An 18,987-nucleotide genomic window follows, 5' to 3' on the forward strand; every position below is an offset into this window, starting at 1 on the left:
TCAGGGAACCATCCAGCCGAGGACGGGCGTTGACTGCAGGAAGATCAGGACCGTGATGAGGGCCAGGAGGCCCAGGCTCCAGCCGATGAGCTTGCGGAACAGGGTTCCCTCGGCACCGTCAAGACCCACCGCAGCCGAGGCCACGGCCAGGTTCTGCAGGGACAGCATCTTGCCCATCACGCCGGCGGAGGAGTTGGACGCAGCCATCAGCACGGGTGAAAGTCCGGTCTGCTCCGCTGCGGTGGCCTGCATCTGCCCGAACAGCGAGTTGGAGGAGGTGTCCGAGCCGGTGAGTGCCACGCCGATCCAGCCGATCAGCGGCGAGAGCAGGGCGAAGAAGCCGCCGGCGGAGGCCAGGGCGAAGCCCAGGGTGGTGGTCTGGCCGGACAGGTTCATCACGAAGGAGAGGCCCAGCACGGCGGTGACGGTGACGATGGTCCAGCGCAGCTGCACCACGGTGTCGCGGTAGATGCGCAGGCCCTGGGATGCACTGATTTTGTACAGCAACATGGTGAGCAGGCCGGAGAACAGCAGCAGGGTGCCGGTGGCCTTGAGGTGGTCCAGTTTGAACTTGGTGGCCGCCACGGGCTTGCCCGCCGAATCGGTGATCTCCAGGCCGGGCCAGGCGAACGTCACGCTGCCCACCTGGGTCAGCCAGGCCTTGACAGCAGGGATCTGGGCCACGGAGAACACCGCAATGATGATCAGGTAAGGCGCGATCGCCATCCAGATCTGGCGCGGCTCGGGCCGGGAGTTGTCCGTGGGGATGGCGGGGTCTGCAGGCAGGGCGCTGCCGCCGCTGCCGCGTGCCGCCGTCATACCTTCCTGTGCCGTACCTTCCTGTGCCGCGGAGCCGCCCGTTCCGCCGGCGCTGACGACGGCGGGGACTGCAGCAGCCTCCACGGCACCGCCCATGCCCACGGTTTCCTTCGGCTGCCAGACCTTCAGCATGAGCAGGACGGCGGCCACGGTGACGACGGCGGCGACGACGTCCGTGAGTTCCACGGCGAAGTAGTTGGAGGTGACGAACTGGGCCAGGCCGAAGGCGGCACCTGCCACCAGTGCCACGGGCCAGGTCTGCTTGACGCCGCGGCGGCCGTCCACGATGAACACCAGCAGCAGCGGGACGATCAGGGCGATGAACGGCGTCTGGCGTCCGGCCATGGCGGACAGCTCATTCAGCGGCAGGCCGGTGACGCCGTTGAGGGCAATGATGGGTGCGGCCATGGCGCCGAACGCCACGGGAGCGGTGTTGGCCAGCAGCGAGACAATCGCGGACTTCAGGGGTTTCATGCCGGCGGCCATCAGCATGGCTGCGGAAATTGCCACGGGTGCGCCGAAGCCGGCGAGCGACTCAAGCAGCGCACCGAAGCAGAAGGCGATGAGGATGGCCAGGATCCGGAGGTCGTTGGAGATGGAACGGATGGTGCGTCCCAGAACCTCGAACCACGGCGTGGCCACGGTGAGCCGGTAGATCCAGAGCGCGTTCACCAGGATCCACAGGATGGGGAACAGCCCGTAGAAGATGCCGGCCGCCGTGGCGCTCAGGGCCTGGTTGACCGGCATCTGCCAGCCGACGATGGCCAGCACCAGTGACAGGACCAGGCCGGCCAGGGCGGCGAAAGGTGCTTTGACCTTGAAGACGCCAAGGAGGACGAAAAGCAGGACGAGGGGAAGAGCTGCGCAAAGGGCTGAAATCACGAGGGACCCGGCGATGGGGTCGAGGATCTGCTGAAACATGTGTCTCCAGATTGTGTTAGGCGTCACAACACCGTGGCGCCCTTCGATTGTCTAACAAGTACACATGTTGGTCAAGTATTGGTGTCGTTCTGTCTGGCAAGATGAAGTAACTCGGAAAAGTACCTTGGGAGGGAACGCACGTGCCCGGTCGCATTGCAGCAGTCTCCATCGTGGAGGCGATCGCCGCAGATCTGCGGAGCCGCGTCTTCTCCGGCGAGCTGGGTTCCGGGGAGGCGCTCACCGAGACGGACGTCGCTTCCTCCTACGAGGTGGCCCGCCCCACCGCCAAAGCGTCCATTGAAAAGCTCGTGGCCGAAGGGCTGCTGGACAGGGGAACGCACAAGACGGCACGCGTGGTGGATCTGGGACCAGAGTCGGTCCGGGACATCTACCTGGCCAGGGCCTACCTGGAAAGCGAAGTGCTCCGCCGGCTTGCCTCCGGCCGGACCGTTCCGGCCGGTGCCGTGCAGGCGAACAAGGACATTGCCGCCGTCAAGAGCGGTGCGCCGCTGGACGTGGTGGAACCAGACATGAGGTTCCACACCAGCCTGATCGATGCGGTGGGCAATACGCGCATCAGCAAGATGTACCGGTCGCTCGTTGGGGAAGTCCGCCTGTGCATGTCCCGTGTACAGTCGCTGCACCTCCTCGACACCGCCCTGATCCAGGCGGAGCACCAGAGGCTGCTGGAACTGATTGAGGAAGGCCGGGGCGACGAAGCCGCCGGTCTGCTTGACGTCCATTTGGGGCGCGCCCGTGAACGGCTGGTCGCTGCAATGGGTGGCGAGGCCGGACCTGAAGCCCAGTCGCCGTCCGACTTGGTAGCCGAGTAAGGAGCCTGCCTATCTCACCACGAAGGTCATAGTGGGAGGATCCCTAGGATTCGCTATTTCCCGTGGATAGTCTGGGACAGGACGCCACCCGATGGAGGGTCAGTGAGGACGTGAGCGAAGCAGTTGCGGCGGTAATGGGCCGAAACAATGTCACCATATCGGGTCAGGATGATGGGCCTGTGATGATGTTTGCCCACGGTTTTGGCTGTGATCAGGCTATGTGGCGGAAGCTGCTGCCCTATTTCGTTGATGACTACCGGTTGGTGCTTTTTGACCATGTCGGTGCAGGACACTCCGACATCAGCGCCTATGACTGGGAGAAGTACGGGTCCCTGAAGGGGTACGCCTCGGACCTGCTGGAGATTTGCGCCGCCCTTGAACTTGAGGACGTCATCCTGGTGGGCCACAGTGTCAGCACGATGATCGCCGTGATCGCCGCAGTGCAGGACCCCAACCGTTTCTCCCAACTGGTCCTGCTTGCTCCTTCGCCCCGTCATACCGATGACCCGTACGACGGCTACGTGGGCGGGTTTTCGCGGGAAGATATCGAGGGCCTGCTGGCAGCTTTGGACAGCGACTATTTCGCCTGGGCCGCGGCCTTGGCCCCCGTGGTTATGGGCAACCCGCAGGAGCCCGAATTAGCGGAGGACCTGCGAGTCAGCTTCTGCCGGACAAATCCGACCATCGCACGGCACTTCGCCGGGGTAACCTTTTTCTCCGACACCCGCCCTGAACTGAAAAAGGTGCACACCAGCTGCCTGATCCTGCAGTGCTCCAACGATCGGCTTGCCCCGCCGGAAGTGGGCGCCTACCTGCACGAAAATCTGGAACACAGCACCCTGGTGCAGCTCCAGGCCACCGGGCACTGCCCCCACGTCAGCGCCCCGGAGGAAACAGCCCGGGCGATTCTGCACTACCTCGACACCCATTCCTGACAGGCGCCGTGCAGGGACTGGTTCAGGCGAGTTTGGTTACCTCGTAAGTGTGGCCGGCAGCGCGGAGTCGCTGGATGAGGACGTTGCCGAGCGCAGTGGCCGGTGTCAGCGACCCTGCCGCAGTCGGCAGCAGGTCACCGTCGAGGGCAAGAGCGAGGGCAGTTTCCCCTGCCATCACGGCGGTGGCGGCATAGCCGGGATCACCAGGGCCAGCAGCAATCGCCTGGTAACGCTGGCCGCCTTCGGTGCGGGCGGTGACTTGGGAGTGGAACCAGCCCGCGCGCTGCCTGCTGGTGCTCGGTCCCGCACCTGGTGGCGGAAGAAAGCGGTCGAGCACCCTCCGGGTGGGCGGGAACGCCATCGCGCCGGTGAATGTCCGGAGCCCGAATGTCATTGCCCTGGCGATGACCGCTCCTGCCGGTCCCGGGGCCACCCCCATCACCTCGCCGTACTGAAGGGAGCGGCCGTAGGCCCAGCCCTGCAATGCGTTGCTGCGGCGCACTATCCGGGTGTTGAAAGGGGCCATGATGAATGGCGCGGTCCAGGTGCCGTCAGCGGAACGGCGCACAGGACCGGCATCGGGAGGCTGTGGTGTTGTCGGTTCCCGTGCGCGGTCGGGGCTCAGAGCGTAGGGGTCAGCTACTAATGACCGCAGCGCGGTGCTCGATCGCATCGCGTCGAGCTGCCCCCGCATCGATTCGAGCGTGCCTCCGCTGATGCCGGCCTTGGCCCTGGCAACGAGTTGGACCTCGGCCAAACCGCCAGCGCCATCGGCTTCCGCCGCCTGATGAAGCAGCAGTACGGCGAGGTCGGACGGCACAGAGTCATAGCCGCAAGAGTGCACGATCCTGGCCCCGTTTGTCCTGGCTAGAGCGTCGTAGCGATCGATCGCCTCCCGGATGAAGAACACCTCACCGGCGAGGTCGGCGTAGTGGGTACCGGCCCGTGCGCATGCCTCGACCACAGGTAGTCCGTGTTTCGCGTACGGACCGACAGTTGTGAAGAGCACACGTGTGCCCGCGGCCAGGGCCGCCAGCGAGTCCGCGTCCTCCGTGTCGGCTTCGATGAGGGCCCACCCGTGCGCCGCAACCGGCAACCGGGACCGAACCGCCCCGAGCCTGGCCCTCGACCGGCCCGCGAGTCCAACCCGCATACCGGCCGGCGCATGCTCCGCAACGTAGCCGGCGATCAGCCGGCCAACGAAACCCGTCACTCCGAAGAGAACGAGGTCATGGTCCCTCGGTGAGTTGTCCATAACTGCAGCCTTTCACAACGGCAACTCCAAGCGGACGCACGGCTTCCTGCCTTGGTCCTCGAAACAACCGGAACTGATGAGCCCGCTGCACTGCGTGAGTTCGCTAAAACCCTTGAGGAGCACTTGTGGCCTGGCCCACAATGCATATAGGATTCTAGAGATTCCTATATGAAGGGCGTTCGACGATGAGTACCCAGCAACTCTTCCCACAGCCGGATCTTGTTCGCTTCGCTACAGAAGCGTTGGCTGCCCGTGGTGTTCCGCGCACGGATGCGGACCTCACGGCCCGCTCTCTTGTGCAGGCGGATCAGCGCGGCATCTACTCCCACGGACTGCTCCGCCTTCCCTTGTATTGCGAAGCGCTGCGGCTCGGAGGGATTAATCCGCGGCCCAGCCTGAAGTTCTCCAAGGATCAAGGCAGCGTGGCAGTACTCGACGCCGATGCTGCGCTGGGGCAGGTAGCAATGCAGGCTGCTGTGGAGAGGGTCATCAGCGTCGGTCGTGCGCAGGGCATCGCCGCTGTCGCCGTTCACAACAGCAGCCATTTCGGCGCCGGCGCCTTTTGGAGCGACATGCTCGCCGAGGCAGGCTTTATGTCCTTTATTACCTCGTCGACGGGACCGGTCGTCGCACCTCATGGGGGAACTGCAAAGGTCCTCGGTACAAACCCGCTGACACTTGGTGTTCCCAGCTCTTCAGGATGGCCCCTTACCGCTGACCTGGCCACCAGTAATGGCGCCTACGGCAAGGTGATCGCCGCGAAGAACGAAGGCACCCAACTTCCGGAGGGCTGGGCCGTTGACGCACACGGAAACCCAACCACTGACCCTTTCGAAGCGGAAAAAGGATCGATGATCCCCTTCGGCGGACACAAGGGCTCAGCAGTTGCCGTTCTGCTCGAAGCCTTCGCAGCGTCCCTGACGGACGCAACTTACGCTTTTGAAACCATCGATATCTGGTCCAATCCAGCATCCCGCATGAACAACGGTCATCTGGTCATCGGCCTTGATACTGCTGCTTTCGGGGGAAGCGCCCATACGGCATCGCGCGTGGCAACACTGCAGAACCGCGTGCGTTCATCGGGTCCGGGTGGCCAGCCTGTCGATGCGCCCGGAGACCCGGAGCGTCGTCGCCAAGCAGACGCCGCGGAAGCCGTCCCCCTGCCTGCATCGACCATCAGCCAATTGGACGCCCTGGCCAAGGAACTGTCCCTTTCGCCCCTCAAAACCCACTCAACAACCTAACGACCAACTCGTTTTTCGGAAGGATTCAGCAATGAAGCTTGAAACTAACCCCACCAGCAACGTGGCAGCTCCCCGTGGCAAAGGGAAGCTCGTACTAAGCGTGGCCGCCGCGGCGGCTCTGCTGCTGTCCGGTTGCAGCGTCGGTGCACCGGTGGACCGCAGCAAGGTCGAGTCCGTTGACGCTAACGCGAAAACCCTGCGCCTGGCCCACGTTTATGACGCCGGCCACCCTGTGGAAGAGTGCGGCATCGCCACCATCAAGAAGGAATTGCAGGGAAGCGGCCTGCAGGTCCAGAGTTTTCCGTCCGCGCAGCTGGGCAACGAATCCGAGCTGCTCGAACAGGTCGCCTCGGGCAGCCTCGACATGGCCGTGGCAGGCCCGTCCTTCCTGGGCGTCTGGGAGCAGAACGCAGCCGTCCTCGATGCGGCCTACCTGTTCCAGGACGTGGACCACTTCGTGGACACAGCAAACGGCGAGCAGATGAAAACCGTTTTCGACGACCTCTATGAGTCCTCGGACATCAAGGTACTTTCCAGCTGGTACTACGGCACCCGCCACGTGACGGCGAACAAAAAGATCAGCACCGCGGCGGACTTTGCCGGCCTCAAGATCCGCACCCCCAACGCTCCCCTCTATTTGGCCAACGTCGGCGCGATGGGTGGAACCGCAACTCCGATGGCGCTCGACGAGGTGTATCTCGCCCTGCAGCAGGGCGTTATCGACGCCCAGGAAAACCCCATTCCCACCATCGCCACCGCCAAATTCAACGAGGTGCAGGACTACATCAACCTCACCGGCCACATGATCCAGGGCGTTCAGCTGAACACCGGACGGGCGGTCTATGAGGGCCTCTCGGATGAAGAACGCACTGCACTCGAGGAAGCGATGCAGGCCGGTGCAGAGGCCACGCGTACCTGCGTCGAGGAGCAGGAGCAGTCCATCCTCGAGGAATGGAAGACCGGCAGCGGCATCCAAGTCAATGAGGATGTGGACCGCGAGTCCTTCGCCGCCGCTGCAGGCGAAGCCATGCGGCAGCAGCCTTGGGGTGACCTCTACGACCAGATCAAGTCCGCCCGATGACTGAAGCTGTAGGTGGGCAAACATACCGGGAAACTGAAAACAACATTGCAACGGGGCTGCGGGTCCCGCAGGAACCCGATGACCCTGATTTCGCTGAACAACGGAGCGCCCCGTACCGGTACCTGGTAGTCACGGAGAGGGTCGCAGCGTGCACATTCCTCGTGGGTACGCTCGGTCTGATCGTTCTTCAGGTGGTGAGCCGATACATCTTCAATTCGCCCTTCACCTGGACTGAGGAGCTTGCGCGGTTCGCCCTGTTGTGGTTCACGTTCGTGTCCGCCGGTTTCGTCATGGCGCGCCGCATCCACATCGCAGTGGACCTCCTCGCCAGCAAGCTGGGGCGGAAGGGGACAATCGTCCTGGATACTTTCGCTTTGGCCATGGTGATCATCGCCTCGGGGATGATGGCATTCGCGGGAGCAGAATTCGCAGCTGGCGCGGCGCGCCTCCAGGCCCCCGCGACGTCATTGCCCATGAGCCTTGTCTACAGCTCCGCCGTAGCAGGATTCGCGCTGATCTGCTTCCACGCCCTCGTGCACATGTATCTCAACATCCGCCATCCCGAACTAGTGCCGGATGCGATGGAAAACCTCGAACGGGAAGCGGTCTAGGAACCAATATGACACTCCTCATCATGGTGATCAGCCTTCTGCTGCTGCTCGCCCTTCGCGTCCCCGTCTCAATCGCACTGCTCATTCCGTCCCTCGGCTATGTCCTCATGGACCCGTCCGTGCGTCTCGGCACGGCGGTCCAGCAGACGGTGTCCGGCGTCGACAGCTTCTCAATCCTCGCCGTCCCGATGTTCATTCTGTTGGGCAACCTGGCCAACGTGTCCGGTGTTACGGACAAGCTTTACGACGCCGCGGTGGCAGCCATCGGCCACCTCCGGGGCAGCCTGGGCTACGTCAACGTCGCCACCAGCTTCGGCTTCTCGTGGATGAGCGGCGCCGCTATCGCCGACGCCGCTGCGATGGGCCGGGTTCAGGTGCCGGCCATGGTTAAGCGCGGCTACAAGCAGGAGTTCGCGCTCGGGGTCACAGGCGCCTCGAGCCTGATTGCACCCATGATCCCGCCCAGCATTCCAGCAGTCATCTACGCGGTCACGGCTGGAGTCTCCGTCGGTGCCCTCTTCATGGCAGGGATCGTCCCCGCGTTGATCCTTGTCGCCGCACTATGCGCCACCGTATGGCTGCTCATGCGGAAGAAGAACCAGCTCCGCCTGCCCAAAGCGACGTGGGCCACCCGTGGCAAGACGGCCCTCGGTGCGGTTCCGGCCCTCGGTTCTGCAGTGGTCATCCTGGGCGGCATCCTTAGCGGCATCTTTACCCCGACCGAGGCCAGCGGGATCGGCGTCGTCTACATCGCAGTCCTCGCCGTCGTCTACAAGGCACTCACGTGGCGGAAGGCGTACCGCACGCTGCTGACGACTGTCGAGACCTCCGGCTCAGTGCTCCTCATCGTTGCCGCGGCCGCACTCTTCGGCTGGGTACTGGCCAGGGAACAGGCTCCGCAGGTAGCTGCGAACCTGATTCTGGATATCACCAACCAGCCGATCGTTTTCCTGATCCTCGTCAACGTGCTGCTTCTTCTCGTTGGGTGCGTGTTGGAGCCGACGGCGGCGATCCTGATCCTCGTCCCGGTCCTCCTGCCCGTAGCAGAGACGTTCGGGATCGACCCGGTCCACTTCGGAATCATGGTCATCTTCAACCTGCTGATTGGACTGATCACCCCACCTGTGGGGCTGGTGTTGTTCGTCCTTTCCAGCGTTACCAAGGCACCGGTACCGGTCGTTATCAAGGGGATACTGCCGTTCTTCGTCCCCATGGTCACCACCCTGCTGTTCATCACCTTCGTTCCCGCCGTCACGCTTGGCCTCCCCGTGCTGCTCGGCTTCCTCTAAACCTTCCGCCGTTGACCCGCTAGGAAAACACTCATGTCAAAAATTCAATCCGTCCGCACTACGGACGTCCGCTTTCCCACCTCACTCGAACTTGACGGCTCAGATGCCGTCAACGTCGATCCGGACTATTCGGCAGCCTATGTCGAGATCACCACTGACGACGGCGAGAGTGGCAACGGTCTCGTGTTCACCTGCGGCCGCGGCAATGAGATCATCACTGCCGCGATGGACAGCTACGGTGAACTCCTCGTGGGGCGTGACACCGACGAACTCGTCAACAACCTTGGAGACTCTTCCCGGCGGCTCATCCATGACTCGCAGATGCGCTGGCTCGGCCCCGAAAAGGGAGTGTCCCACATGGCGGCCGGCGGGCTCATCAACGCGCTGTGGGACATCCGGGCACGGCGGGAGCAGAAGCCGCTGTGGCTGCTGCTGAGCGAAATGCCTGTGGAAGAAATCATTAGCGCAGTGGACTTCACCCACATCCGCAACGCCCTCACCCCCGAAGACGCCGCGGACATCCTCAAAAAGGGCCAGGTGGGCAAGGAAGCGCGGATCGCCGAACTCAAGGAACACGGTTACCCGGCCTACACCACCACTCCAGGCTGGCTCGGTTACAGCGACGAGAAGCTTGTGCGCCTGTCCAAGGAGGCGGTGGCCGACGGCTTCGGCATGATCAAGCTGAAGGTCGCCGGCAGTATCGAGGACGACCGACGGCGCCTGTCCCTGGCGCGCGAGGCGGTAGGGCCGGACGTCCGCATCGCCATCGACGCCAACCAGCGCTGGGAGGAGCAGGAGGCCATCGACTGGGTCAATCAGCTTCAGGACTTTGAGCCCTACTGGATCGAGGAACCCACCAGCACGGACGACATCCTGGCCCACGCCGCCATCCGCAAGGCTGTCCACCCCATCAAGGTGGTAACGGGCGAAGCCGTCCATAACCGCATCATCTTCAAGCAGATGCTCCAGGCGGGGGCAATCGACATCATGCAGATTGATTCGACCCGCGTGGCCGGCGTCAACGAGAACATCGCCAACCTGCTGCTGGCGGCCCGCTTCGAGACTCCCGTGTGCCCGCATGCCGGCGGCGTCGGGCTGTGCGAGCTGGTGCAGCATTTCTCCTTCTTCGACTATGCAGCCATTACCGGCACCATGGAGGACCGCGTCATCGAGTTCGTGGACCACCTCCACGAGCACTTCACCGAACCGGCAGTAGTCTCCAATGGGCGCTACCAGGCACCTAAGCTGCCCGGTGTCGGCGCCAGGATGCTGCCCGAGTCCACCTCACGCTGGTCCTACCCGGACGGTGCCGTCTGGCAGGAACTGAATGCCCGCTGAGCTTCCGGAAGGATCTCCCATGCACATGACCACCCTGACCATCGCCACCACTCCCGAACAGGTGGACCGGGCCGCGCAGGAAGCTCACGCTGCGTTCCTAACCATTGCCGATGAGTCGCCTGCAACACGCGCTGCCCGGCTCAATGCAATCGCCGATGCCCTTCGTGCCAACGCGGATGAACTGGTGGCGTTAGCGGCCGCCGATACGAATCTCGCTGAGGCCAGGCTTCAGGGAGAACTGAAACGGTCAGCTTTCCAGCTGGACCTGTTCGCCGATGAGGTGCGCACGGGCATCGCCTTCGATGCCACCGTGGACCACGCCGATCCGGACTGGGGCATGGGCCCCCGCCCGGATATCCGCAGGGCCAACGTGCCGCTGGGCGTGGTGGGCGTCTTCGGGGCCTCCAACTTCCCCTTTGCGTTCAGTGTCATGGGTGGGGACAGCGCCTCGGCTCTCGCTGCCGGGTGCGCTGTCCTGCACAAGTGCCACTCCGGGCATCAGAAACTCGCGGTCAGGACGGGGGAAATCGTGGCCGAAGCGTTGGCCGAAGCCGGTGCCCCTCCAGGGCTGTTCGCGCTGGTGGACGGCCGCTCCGCAGCGGAGGCACTGGTGGATCACCCGCTCGTCAAGGCCATCGGATTCACGGGTTCCACAGCTGGGGGCCGGGCGCTCTTCAATCGCGCCAGTGCCCGCCCCGTGCCGATCCCCTTCTACGGGGAGCTGGGCAGCATCAACCCGGTCTTCGTGATGCCCAAGGCCTGGGACGCCCGTGCTGAAGAGATCCTCACTGGCTACGCGGAATCCTTCACGGCGGGCATGGGACAGTTCTGCACGAAACCTGGCTTGCTCTTTGTCCCGGCTTCCGCCTCCGAGGAACAGCTGCTCAGCACTTTGGACGCCGCACTCAAAAAGGTTCCGCTGACCAAGCTCCTCACTCCCGGTCTCAGGGAGTCGTTCGGCAAGGCGCGCGGAGAGGTCGCTTCGATCGACGGCGTCCAGGCCCTCGTTCCGGGTTCTGATGATGAGGTGCCCGCACCCACAGTCCTGCTGGTCGATGCACGAACCGTCGCGTCAGATCCTGAAGTGCTCCACCGTGAGATGTTCGGTCCGGCAACTGTGGTGGTCCGGTACAACGACGTCGCCGACCTGCCAGCGCTTGCTGCGCAGATGGAGGGCCAGCTGACGGCCACCGTTCAAGCAGACGACGGCGATCCGTCCGGTGAGCTGCTCTCCACCCTGACGGGTATCGCCGGCAGGGTGCTCTGGAACGGCTGGCCCACCGGCGTTACGGTCTCCTACGCCCAGCATCACGGCGGGCCCTACCCGGCCACGACAGCACCGGGCACAACCTCGGTGGGCACGGCGGCGATCAGGCGTTTCATGCGCCCGGTTGCCTATCAGAACGTTCCCGATTCCGTACTTCCGCCAGCGCTCCAGGAGGCGAACCCCTGGGGCATAGCCCGCCGGGTGGACGGAAGCCTTGAACCTGCAGGAGGACCCCGATGACACGTTTAGAACCGGAAGCAATTCTTCCCCAGGACGCCTCGGCCGCCCTGCTGGTTGGCCGCCTGTGGGACCCGGAAACCCAGGGTCCACGCCCCGTCCTGTTCCACGAAGGCATGCTGCTCGATCTCTTCGACCATGCGCACACTGTGTCCGCGCTGCTCAATCATGAGGACCTTCACGGCGTCCTGGAGGATGCGCGGCATGACGGGGCCCGCAGCTGGGACCTGGAGAGCGTCCTGAACGGGGGAAGAAGCCAGGATGAACCCCATCTTCTCTCACCGGTGGACCTGCAGGCTGTGAAAGCCTGCGGGGTGACCTTCGTGGACAGCATGATCGAGCGGGTCATCGAAGAACGTTGTGCCGGTGACCTGACACTGGCAGAGCAGATGCGCGCACAGGTGTTGGAGTCCATCGGTGGAAGCCTGGCAGGTGTGCGTCCGGGCTCGGAGGAAGCCGCACGGGTGAAGGAAGTGCTGGTCCGGGCGGGGTTCTGGTCCCAGTATCTCGAGGTTGGCATCGGACCGGACCCGGAGGTGTTCACGAAAGCCCCTGTCCTCTCGACCGTAGGATGCGGCGAGGACATCGGCATTCCCTCCTTTTCCTCCTGGAACAACCCCGAACCCGAGCTGGTGCTGGTGGTGGATAGGCAGGGGCGCGTGCGTGGCTGCACGTTGGGCAACGACGTCAACCTGCGCGATGTCGAGGGGCGGAGCGCACTCCTGCTTGGCATGGCAAAGGACAACAACGGGTCAGCCGCGCTGGGCCCCTTCATCCGCCTGTTCAACCATTCCTACACCCTCGACGACGCCCGCCAGGAGACGATCCGGCTGACAGTACATGGAACCGACGGATACACCCTCACCGGCACCAACAGCGTGCAGCGGCTGAGCCGCCCCTTCGAGGAACTCGTGGGCGCGGCCTTCGGCCCGCACCACCAGTACCCGGACGGCTTCGCACTGTTCACTGGAACCCTTTTTGCCCCGAACGAGGACCGAAAGGCGCCTGGCATGGGTTTCACCCACGAATCCGGCGACACCGTGCAGATCAGCAGCAGCCGCCTCGGAACGCTCACCAACACGGTGAAACCAACCGAGAAACTCGAACCGTGGAGTTACGGCATCGGCAACCTGCTGGAGTATGTATTGAAGATGAACAATCCTGCCGCCCGACCCCACCTGCCGGTACACCATGGCTGAGCAATCCCCCGAACCCGGATCCCGGGCGCGGCCTGCCGTGGATGTCTATGCGATGTTGCGCGCCAGAATCCTTGACCTTCAACTGCCGCCCGACGAGAAGGTGAACATCGATGCCCTCGCCCGGGAGTTCGGAGTTTCCCAAACACCCGTGCGGGAAGCGCTGAGCCAGCTCGAGGGCGACAACCTCATCATCAAAACGCCCGGCAAGGGTTACCGGACAACGCAACTGCTGGACATGGCTGAGCTCCGCGAGCTGTTCGAATTTCGGCTGATGGTGGAGCCTTGGGCGGCCGGGGTGGCCGCACTGAACCGCTTAAGCAACCCCGCCCGGATGCTGCAAAAGTCACTCTCGACATTCGAAGCCGGGACGGAGAACTCAACCAGCGTCAGGCACCTCCTTGTGGCGCACGATACCCACTTCCATGACAGTATCCTCAGCGCCAGCAGCAACCAGTTTGCACTGCACGCATACCGTGCCACGCACTGCCACCTGCACCTCTTCCGCCTTCACCGGGCGGACGACAGGGGGAAGCAAACGGTGGACGAGCACCGCAGCATTGTGAATGCGATTGCAGCCTGCGACACCGATGCAGCCGAAGCCGCCATGCGCGCCCACCTGATCGGGGCTTACCACCGCTTCGCCGAGGCCTTTTCGCAGGACGGCGGCAGGGGTTTGCGGGTGCCACCACCAGCCAAGCTCTGCTGACAGTCCGCCTTCACTCATTACCTTTTAGGAGTGCTTTATGGGCTCATTTTCCGGCGTCCGCGCCATTGTCACCGGTGGGGCATCCGGCATCGGTGCCGCCGTCACCGCCGCGCTCCTGGACCAAGGCGCACGCGTCGCTGTCCTTGACCTGGAACCCGCAGGCCTTCCCGACGGCGTATTGGGCCAGCAGTGCGACGTGGGCGACCGCGGCTCCGTCGAGGCCGCCGTGGAAGCCGTAGCGCGCACGTTCGGCGGCATCGACGTCGTCATTAACAACGCTGGCATCGGGGCCACCGGCACCGTAGCCGACAACGATGATGAGGACTGGCTTCGCGTGCTGAACGTGAACGTCGTGGGCATGGTGCGGGTATCAGCGGCCGCGCTGCCGCACCTGAGACGCTCAAAAGCCGCAGCGATCGTCAATATCGGATCCATCGCGGCGACGCACGGGCTTCCGCAACGCGCCCTCTACTCGGCAAGCAAGGGAGCAGTAGATGCCCTTACGCGCGCTATGGCCGCGGACCACCTGCGGGAGGGAATCCGGGTCAACTGCGTCAATCCCGGCACGGCGGACACACCCTGGGTCAATCGGCTGCTCGGGGCAGCGGACGATCCGGAAGCAGAACGCCGGGCCTTGGAGGCCCGGCAACCGCACGGACGCCTGGTGTCCCCGGACGAAGTCGCCGCCTCCGTGCTGTTCCTGGCTGATCCCGCAAACGCGTCCACTTCCGGGGTTTCTCTTGCGGTCGACGGCGGCATGCACAGCCTCCTCCTGCGTCCGCCCACCTGAACCACCACCTGAACCCACTTGAGCTAGGAGAACGCCAATGGATTTGATGAGACTGGGCGAGGCTGGACAGGAAATACCGGCTGTCCGCGAAGGAGACGCCTACTACGATTTGCGGGGGATAACGGCGGACATCACCGGTGCCGCCATCGGGGCCGGCTTGATCGAGCAGGCGCGCGCGGCCCTGCAAGCCGGCTCACTGCCTGAGCTGGCAGACGCCAGAAGCATGCGGGTGGGGCCTCCGGTCACTGGGATCGGTGCCGTCGTCTGCGTCGGTATGAACTACGCCGCGCATGCCGCCGAAACCGGCGACACACCACCTGCCACGCCCATCATCTTCTTCAAGCACCCGAACACCGTTGTTGGCCCCAACGACAACGTCGTTCTCCCGCCCGGTGCCCAGAAGGTCGACTGGGAAGTGGAGCTTGCGGTGGTCATCGGCAAGCGTGCCTCCTACTTGCGCAGTCATGAGGAAGCGCTGGATTGCATCGCCGGGTACACCATCAGCAATGACGTGTCCGAGCGGGACTTTCAGCTCCAACACTCCGGCGGACAATGGTCAAAGGGCAAATGCGCCCCCACCTTTAACCCGCTGGGCCCGGCGCTGGTCCCAGCCGCCGATGTACCGGACCCCCAGCAATTGCGGCTGTACTCCCGCGTGAACGGCGAGGAAAGGCAAAACTCCACCACCGCGGACATGGTGTTCAGCGTCGCGGAGATCATCCGCGACCTTTCCCAGTACATGGCCCTCGATCCAGGGGACATCGTGAACACGGGCACGCCCCAGGGCGTAGCGCTCTCGGGGCGGTTCCCGTATCTCCGCCCCGGGGACACCATGACCATCGGCGTCGAAAGGCTTGGCGAGCAGCACCAACAGGTGACGGCGCAATAGCCGGCCTTCACGGCAAAGTGATCCACCCCAAGCCAGCCAGAAACCAGATCTTCCACCAGGAGCGACACCATGACAGCTGCCATGTACACCGGCGAACGAACCTTCACGACGGCGGCGCCCACCATTGGGCCCCCTGAGGCCGGGCAGGTGCAGATTGCCGTTGCCTACACAGGCTTGTGCGGCACAGACCTGCATATCTTCCACGGAGACATGGATGCGCGGGTAGCCATGCCTGCGGTAATCGGCCATGAGATGTCAGGCACCATCGCAGCAATAGGCGATGGGGTTTCAGGATGGGCAGTCGGTCAACCCGTCACGGTCATGCCCACCCTCTCCTGTGGTTCGTGCCATGCCTGCCGCAGGGGGAACAGCCATATCTGCCACAAGTTGAACTTCATCGGCATCGACTCCGAGGGCTCGATGCAGAGCACCTGGAACGTCCCGGCCGAGGTCCTTATTGCCCTGCCCGGGGGACTCGCCCTCGATGAAGCAGCGCTCATTGAACCGACGGCGGTCGCAGTGCACGACGTCCGGCGTTCAAGACTGACCGCGTCAGACTTCGTCGTTGTGATCGGCGGTGGGCCCGTGGGTCAGCTCATTGCCTCCGTAGCCCTCCGGCAGGGCGCCCGTGTGGTGCTGGCAGAGCCCGATCCAGGCAGGAGGGAAACAGCAAAGGGATTCGGCATCACCACGGTCGATCCGCGCGAAGAGAACCTCGTGGACTATGTCCTGCGGGAGACAGACGGTGCAGGAGCGGACGTGGCCTTCGAAGTCTCCGGGGCGGCGGCAGGGGTCAGCTCCGCAGTTGAGGTTCTGACCACCAGGGGACGGCTCGTCATGGTTGCAATCCACCCCAAACCGAAGGAGGTTGACCTCCACCGGTTCTTCTGGCGGGAACTGGAGATGTTCGGTGCCCGCCTCTACCAGCGGGAGGATTTCGAGGAAGCTGTTCGCCTTGTGGCTGACGGTGCCATCCCCGCCCGCCAGATGATCTCCCGGGTTGTGTCCCTTGAGGATGTTGAGCAAGGGTTCCTTGCCCTTGAAAGCGGCGGAGCCATGAAGGTCCTGGTCGACTGCCGGGCGGCGGCCTCGTGAGAACTCCGGGGATGTTTGACCTGACCGGAAAGACCGCCGTCGTTACCGGAGCCCGGAGAGGCATCGGCATGGCGATGGCCGTAGCCCTCGCCGAAGCCGGAGCCGACATCATCGGGGTCTCCGCTAACCTCGAAGCCGAAGGCAGCGCGGTCGAGCAAGGCGTCACGTCGCTTGGGCGCCAGTTCACGGCAATGAGCGCGGACTTCGCAGATCGCGCCGCGGTGCGCGAACTCGCCGCCAACCTGGTTGCTGCGGGGCCCATAGACATCCTGGTCAACAACGGAGGCACGATTGCCCGGACGCCTGCGGCCGAGCACCCGGACGACATGTGGGACCAGGTCATCCAAGTGAACCTTTCCAGCCAGTTCATCCTGAGCCGGGACGTCGGGCAGCAGATGCTCGCCAGGGGCAGCGGGAAGATCATCTTCACCGCATCTCTCCTCAGTTTCCAGGGCGGCATCAACGTCCCCGGCTACACTGCGTCAAAGTCCGGCATCGCGGGTCTGACAAAGGCCCTCGCCAACGAGTGGGCAGTGCGCGGCGTCAACGTCAATGCGATAGCACCCGGCTACATTGCCACTGACAACACGCAGGCATTGCAGGAAGACCCGGATCGTGAGCGGGCGATTCTCGGGCGCATTCCCGCCGCGAGGTGGGGGCAGCCGGAAGACCTGGGTGGTGCCACCGTCTTTCTCGCCTCCGCCGCGTCAGACTATGTCAACGGAATAATCCTCCCCGTCGACGGCGGGTGGCTGGGCCGTTGACGTCACCGCACCGTCGTTGCAGCGGTCCTCCGTCCACACCAGCGCGCCAATAGAAGGAATAGCCGTGCCTCCACCAGAACAGCCGCCAGCCGTCATCGAACGCGCGCCCGCTTCCCAAATACTGCTGGACACCGGAACCATAGCGGTCCTGCGTGCTTCCCATGCACGTGCCTATGCCCCCGTTGTGGAAGCACTGGTTCACGGTGGGGTGTCCAGCATCGAGCTGACCCTGAGCACCCCCGGGGTCTTTGAGGAACTCCCGCTGCTGCAGGACCGGTTCGGCAGCGCGGCCGAGTTCGGTGTGGGCACTGTAACCACGGTCGACGAAGCGGTTCAGGCCATCGACGCCGGAGCAACATACCTTGTCACTCCCGTGACCGATGGCGCCATTATTTCGGCAGCAGTTCAACGCGGCGTCGCGATCTACCCTGGTGGGCTGACTCCCACGGAACTGTATAAGGGGTGGACGGCAGGGGCGACGGCGGTCAAGGTTTTCCCTGCATCGGTCGTCGGTCCCGGATACGTGTCCATGCTGCGGGGACCGTTTCCGGGCATTGACGTGGTTCCCTCCGGAGGGGTAAGCATCGACGACGCCGCCGAATGGGTGGCGGCGGGAGCGTTGGCCGTCAGTTTGGGTGGCCCGCTACTCGGCGACGCCTTCAAGGGTGGAGACTTGCGCAAGCTCAGTGAGCGCGCGCGCCGCCTGCGGAACGTCGTCGACGAAGCCAGGGCAACGCTGTGAGCACGTCCATAGCGGCACCTTATCTGGTGACAGTCGGGGAGACGATGGCTCTCCTCACGGCCCAGCATCCTGGACCGCTGGCCCACGTCTCCTCGATGGGCCTCGGCATCGGCGGTTCCGAATCCAACGTGGCCATCGGCGTCCAGCGTCTCGGCGGCAACGCGGTGTGGTGTGGCCGGACAGGGGCCGATTCGCTCGGCCAGCTCGTCCGGCGCGAAATTCGTGCCGAAGGTGTCACGGTCCGAAGCATCGAGGATCCGTCAGCGCCGACAGGGCTCATGCTCAAGGAACGGCGAACGATGTCCACGCAAAAGGTGAGCTATTACCGCGGGGGCAGTGCCGGTTCAAGGCTGATGCCGGAGGACCTGGATTCGAAGCTCATTTCGGGAGCCGCGGTTCTCCACGTCAGCGGCATCACGCCCGCGTTGTCAGCCACCGCAGCTGCGACTATTCGCGAGGCCATCGACATCGCCCGGTCAGAAGGCGTGACCGTCTCGTTCGACCTTAACTACCGGGCGAACCTCTGGACCACAGCGGACGCCCGGCGCGCTTACCAGGAGCTGATTCCCCTCACCGACATCGTCTTCGCCGGCGACGAGGAGGCGGCGCTTGCCATCGGACCTGCACACGAGCCCACCGAACTGGCACAACGCCTGGCCGAGCTCGGCCCTTCACAGGCGATCATCAAACTGGGAAGCAAAGGTGCCGTGGCGTCCATTGACGGCGAGATCTACCGCCAGCCCGCTGTGGCGATCGAACCCGTGGACACCGTCGGGGCCGGCGATGCCTTTGTCGCTGGCTACTTGGCGGACCTGATGGCCGGGAAAGCCCCTTCGGACCGGCTCGAGCTCGCCGCCAAAACCGGAGCGTTCGCCTGCCTTGCCTACGGGGACTGGGAGGGACTCCCAACACGCGCAGAGCTTGCCCTGCTACACCAAACAGAGTCAGTCACTCGGTGAATGCCGCGGCCCT

At 64.0% G+C, this 18,987-nt stretch carries 18 protein-coding genes; 16 read left to right on the top strand and 2 right to left on the bottom strand.

Going from position 1 to position 18,987, the window contains the following annotated elements; translation table 11 throughout:
• On the bottom strand, nt 1-1,740 hold the full coding sequence (locus tag ABRP28_RS12565; RefSeq protein ID WP_350004986.1) for an L-lactate permease: 1,740 nt from the start codon (nt 1,738-1,740) through the stop codon (nt 1-3).
• A 140-nt stretch (nt 1,741-1,880) separates the two neighbouring features.
• Here ABRP28_RS12565 and ABRP28_RS12570 point away from each other — a divergent pair, with 140 nt between their 5' ends.
• Together ABRP28_RS12570 and ABRP28_RS12575 are read left to right on the top strand one after the other, a co-directional pair.
• Complete coding sequence (locus tag ABRP28_RS12570) at nt 1,881-2,573, top strand: GntR family transcriptional regulator (RefSeq protein ID WP_256247130.1); 693 nt, start codon at nt 1,881-1,883, stop codon at nt 2,571-2,573.
• Between the two features lie 110 nt (nt 2,574-2,683).
• On the top strand, nt 2,684-3,508 hold the full coding sequence (locus ABRP28_RS12575) for an alpha/beta hydrolase (RefSeq protein WP_350004984.1): 825 nt from the start codon (nt 2,684-2,686) through the stop codon (nt 3,506-3,508).
• A 22-nt stretch (nt 3,509-3,530) separates the two neighbouring features.
• On the opposite strand, the gene ABRP28_RS12580 is transcribed toward ABRP28_RS12575, so the two are convergent.
• Nucleotides 3,531-4,763, bottom strand: coding sequence for a saccharopine dehydrogenase NADP-binding domain-containing protein (locus tag ABRP28_RS12580; RefSeq protein ID WP_350004982.1), 1,233 nt, complete (start codon nt 4,761-4,763; stop codon nt 3,531-3,533).
• A 185-nt stretch (nt 4,764-4,948) separates the two neighbouring features.
• On the opposite strand from ABRP28_RS12580, the gene ABRP28_RS12585 reads away from it, so the two are divergent.
• From ABRP28_RS12585 to ABRP28_RS12650, 14 genes are all read left to right on the top strand, one after another.
• Nucleotides 4,949-6,007, top strand: a complete 1,059-nt coding sequence (locus ABRP28_RS12585; protein WP_350004980.1) for an Ldh family oxidoreductase — start codon at nt 4,949-4,951, stop codon at nt 6,005-6,007.
• A gap of 31 nt (nt 6,008-6,038) precedes the next feature.
• Nucleotides 6,039-7,088 carry a sialic acid TRAP transporter substrate-binding protein SiaP gene (locus ABRP28_RS12590; protein WP_350004978.1) on the top strand — a complete coding sequence of 350 codons (1,050 nt, stop codon included), beginning with the start codon at nt 6,039-6,041 and terminating at the stop codon, nt 7,086-7,088.
• Nucleotides 7,085-7,699 carry a TRAP transporter small permease gene (locus tag ABRP28_RS12595; RefSeq protein WP_350004976.1) on the top strand — a complete coding sequence of 205 codons (615 nt, stop codon included), beginning with the start codon at nt 7,085-7,087 and terminating at the stop codon, nt 7,697-7,699. Before ABRP28_RS12590 ends, ABRP28_RS12595 begins: the two co-directional genes overlap by 4 nt.
• Before the next feature lie 8 nt (nt 7,700-7,707).
• Complete coding sequence (locus ABRP28_RS12600; RefSeq protein WP_350004974.1) at nt 7,708-8,988, top strand: TRAP transporter large permease; 1,281 nt, start codon at nt 7,708-7,710, stop codon at nt 8,986-8,988.
• Between the two features lie 33 nt (nt 8,989-9,021).
• Nucleotides 9,022-10,326, top strand: coding sequence for an enolase C-terminal domain-like protein (locus tag ABRP28_RS12605; protein ID WP_188813528.1), 1,305 nt, complete (start codon nt 9,022-9,024; stop codon nt 10,324-10,326).
• Nucleotides 10,327-10,345: 19 nt separating this feature from the next.
• Nucleotides 10,346-11,833 carry an aldehyde dehydrogenase (NADP(+)) gene (locus ABRP28_RS12610; RefSeq protein ID WP_374152848.1) on the top strand — a complete coding sequence of 496 codons (1,488 nt, stop codon included), beginning with the start codon at nt 10,346-10,348 and terminating at the stop codon, nt 11,831-11,833.
• Nucleotides 11,830-13,029 (top strand): fumarylacetoacetate hydrolase family protein, encoded by a 1,200-nt coding sequence (locus ABRP28_RS12615; protein WP_350004970.1) that lies wholly within the window; start codon nt 11,830-11,832, stop codon nt 13,027-13,029. Before ABRP28_RS12610 ends, ABRP28_RS12615 begins: the two co-directional genes overlap by 4 nt.
• Nucleotides 13,022-13,735, top strand: coding sequence for a GntR family transcriptional regulator (locus ABRP28_RS12620; protein ID WP_350004968.1), 714 nt, complete (start codon nt 13,022-13,024; stop codon nt 13,733-13,735). Before ABRP28_RS12615 ends, ABRP28_RS12620 begins: the two co-directional genes overlap by 8 nt.
• Nucleotides 13,736-13,772: 37 nt before the next feature.
• The gene (locus ABRP28_RS12625; RefSeq protein WP_350004966.1) at nt 13,773-14,525 is read left to right on the top strand and encodes an SDR family oxidoreductase; all 753 of its coding nucleotides are present in this window, start codon (nt 13,773-13,775) and stop codon (nt 14,523-14,525) included.
• Nucleotides 14,526-14,562: 37 nt separating this feature from the next.
• The gene (locus ABRP28_RS12630) at nt 14,563-15,414 is read left to right on the top strand and encodes a fumarylacetoacetate hydrolase family protein (protein WP_350004964.1); all 852 of its coding nucleotides are present in this window, start codon (nt 14,563-14,565) and stop codon (nt 15,412-15,414) included.
• Between the two features lie 69 nt (nt 15,415-15,483).
• A complete protein-coding gene (locus tag ABRP28_RS12635; RefSeq protein ID WP_350004962.1) occupies nt 15,484-16,509 on the top strand; it encodes an alcohol dehydrogenase catalytic domain-containing protein in 1,026 nt (341 codons plus the stop codon).
• An 11-nt stretch (nt 16,510-16,520) separates the two neighbouring features.
• On the top strand, nt 16,521-17,273 hold the full coding sequence (locus ABRP28_RS12640) for an SDR family oxidoreductase (protein ID WP_350004960.1): 753 nt from the start codon (nt 16,521-16,523) through the stop codon (nt 17,271-17,273).
• Between the two features lie 64 nt (nt 17,274-17,337).
• Nucleotides 17,338-18,015: a bifunctional 4-hydroxy-2-oxoglutarate aldolase/2-dehydro-3-deoxy-phosphogluconate aldolase gene (locus ABRP28_RS12645; protein ID WP_350004958.1), complete on the top strand. Its 678-nt coding sequence runs from the start codon at nt 17,338-17,340 to the stop codon at nt 18,013-18,015.
• Nucleotides 18,012-18,974, top strand: coding sequence for a sugar kinase (locus ABRP28_RS12650; RefSeq protein WP_350004957.1), 963 nt, complete (start codon nt 18,012-18,014; stop codon nt 18,972-18,974). The genes ABRP28_RS12645 and ABRP28_RS12650 overlap by 4 nt, the downstream gene beginning before the upstream one ends.
• The last annotated feature ends 13 nt before the right edge of the window (nt 18,975-18,987 follow it).

Source organism: Pseudarthrobacter sp. WHRI 8279, assembly GCF_040224115.2.
Taxonomy (GTDB): Bacteria; Actinomycetota; Actinomycetes; order Actinomycetales; family Micrococcaceae; genus Arthrobacter.

Excerpts from the sequence above, each read along its gene's own strand:
- ABRP28_RS12565 (WP_350004986.1), bottom strand. The coding sequence starts at position 1,740 with ATGTTTCAGCAGATCCTCGACCCCATCGCCGGGTCCCTCGTGATTTCA.
- ABRP28_RS12580 (WP_350004982.1), bottom strand. The coding sequence starts at position 4,763 with ATGGACAACTCACCGAGGGACCATGACCTCGTTCTCTTCGGAGTGACG.
- ABRP28_RS12585 (WP_350004980.1), top strand. The coding sequence starts at position 4,949 with ATGAGTACCCAGCAACTCTTCCCACAGCCGGATCTTGTTCGCTTCGCT.
- ABRP28_RS12590 (WP_350004978.1), top strand. The coding sequence starts at position 6,039 with ATGAAGCTTGAAACTAACCCCACCAGCAACGTGGCAGCTCCCCGTGGC.
- ABRP28_RS12595 (WP_350004976.1), top strand. The coding sequence starts at position 7,085 with ATGACTGAAGCTGTAGGTGGGCAAACATACCGGGAAACTGAAAACAAC.
- ABRP28_RS12600 (WP_350004974.1), top strand. The coding sequence starts at position 7,708 with ATGACACTCCTCATCATGGTGATCAGCCTTCTGCTGCTGCTCGCCCTT.
- ABRP28_RS12605 (WP_188813528.1), top strand. The coding sequence starts at position 9,022 with ATGTCAAAAATTCAATCCGTCCGCACTACGGACGTCCGCTTTCCCACC.
- ABRP28_RS12610 (WP_374152848.1), top strand. The coding sequence starts at position 10,346 with ATGCACATGACCACCCTGACCATCGCCACCACTCCCGAACAGGTGGAC.
- ABRP28_RS12615 (WP_350004970.1), top strand. The coding sequence starts at position 11,830 with ATGACACGTTTAGAACCGGAAGCAATTCTTCCCCAGGACGCCTCGGCC.
- ABRP28_RS12620 (WP_350004968.1), top strand. The coding sequence starts at position 13,022 with ATGGCTGAGCAATCCCCCGAACCCGGATCCCGGGCGCGGCCTGCCGTG.
- ABRP28_RS12625 (WP_350004966.1), top strand. The coding sequence starts at position 13,773 with ATGGGCTCATTTTCCGGCGTCCGCGCCATTGTCACCGGTGGGGCATCC.
- ABRP28_RS12630 (WP_350004964.1), top strand. The coding sequence starts at position 14,563 with ATGGATTTGATGAGACTGGGCGAGGCTGGACAGGAAATACCGGCTGTC.
- ABRP28_RS12635 (WP_350004962.1), top strand. The coding sequence starts at position 15,484 with ATGACAGCTGCCATGTACACCGGCGAACGAACCTTCACGACGGCGGCG.
- ABRP28_RS12640 (WP_350004960.1), top strand. The coding sequence starts at position 16,521 with ATGTTTGACCTGACCGGAAAGACCGCCGTCGTTACCGGAGCCCGGAGA.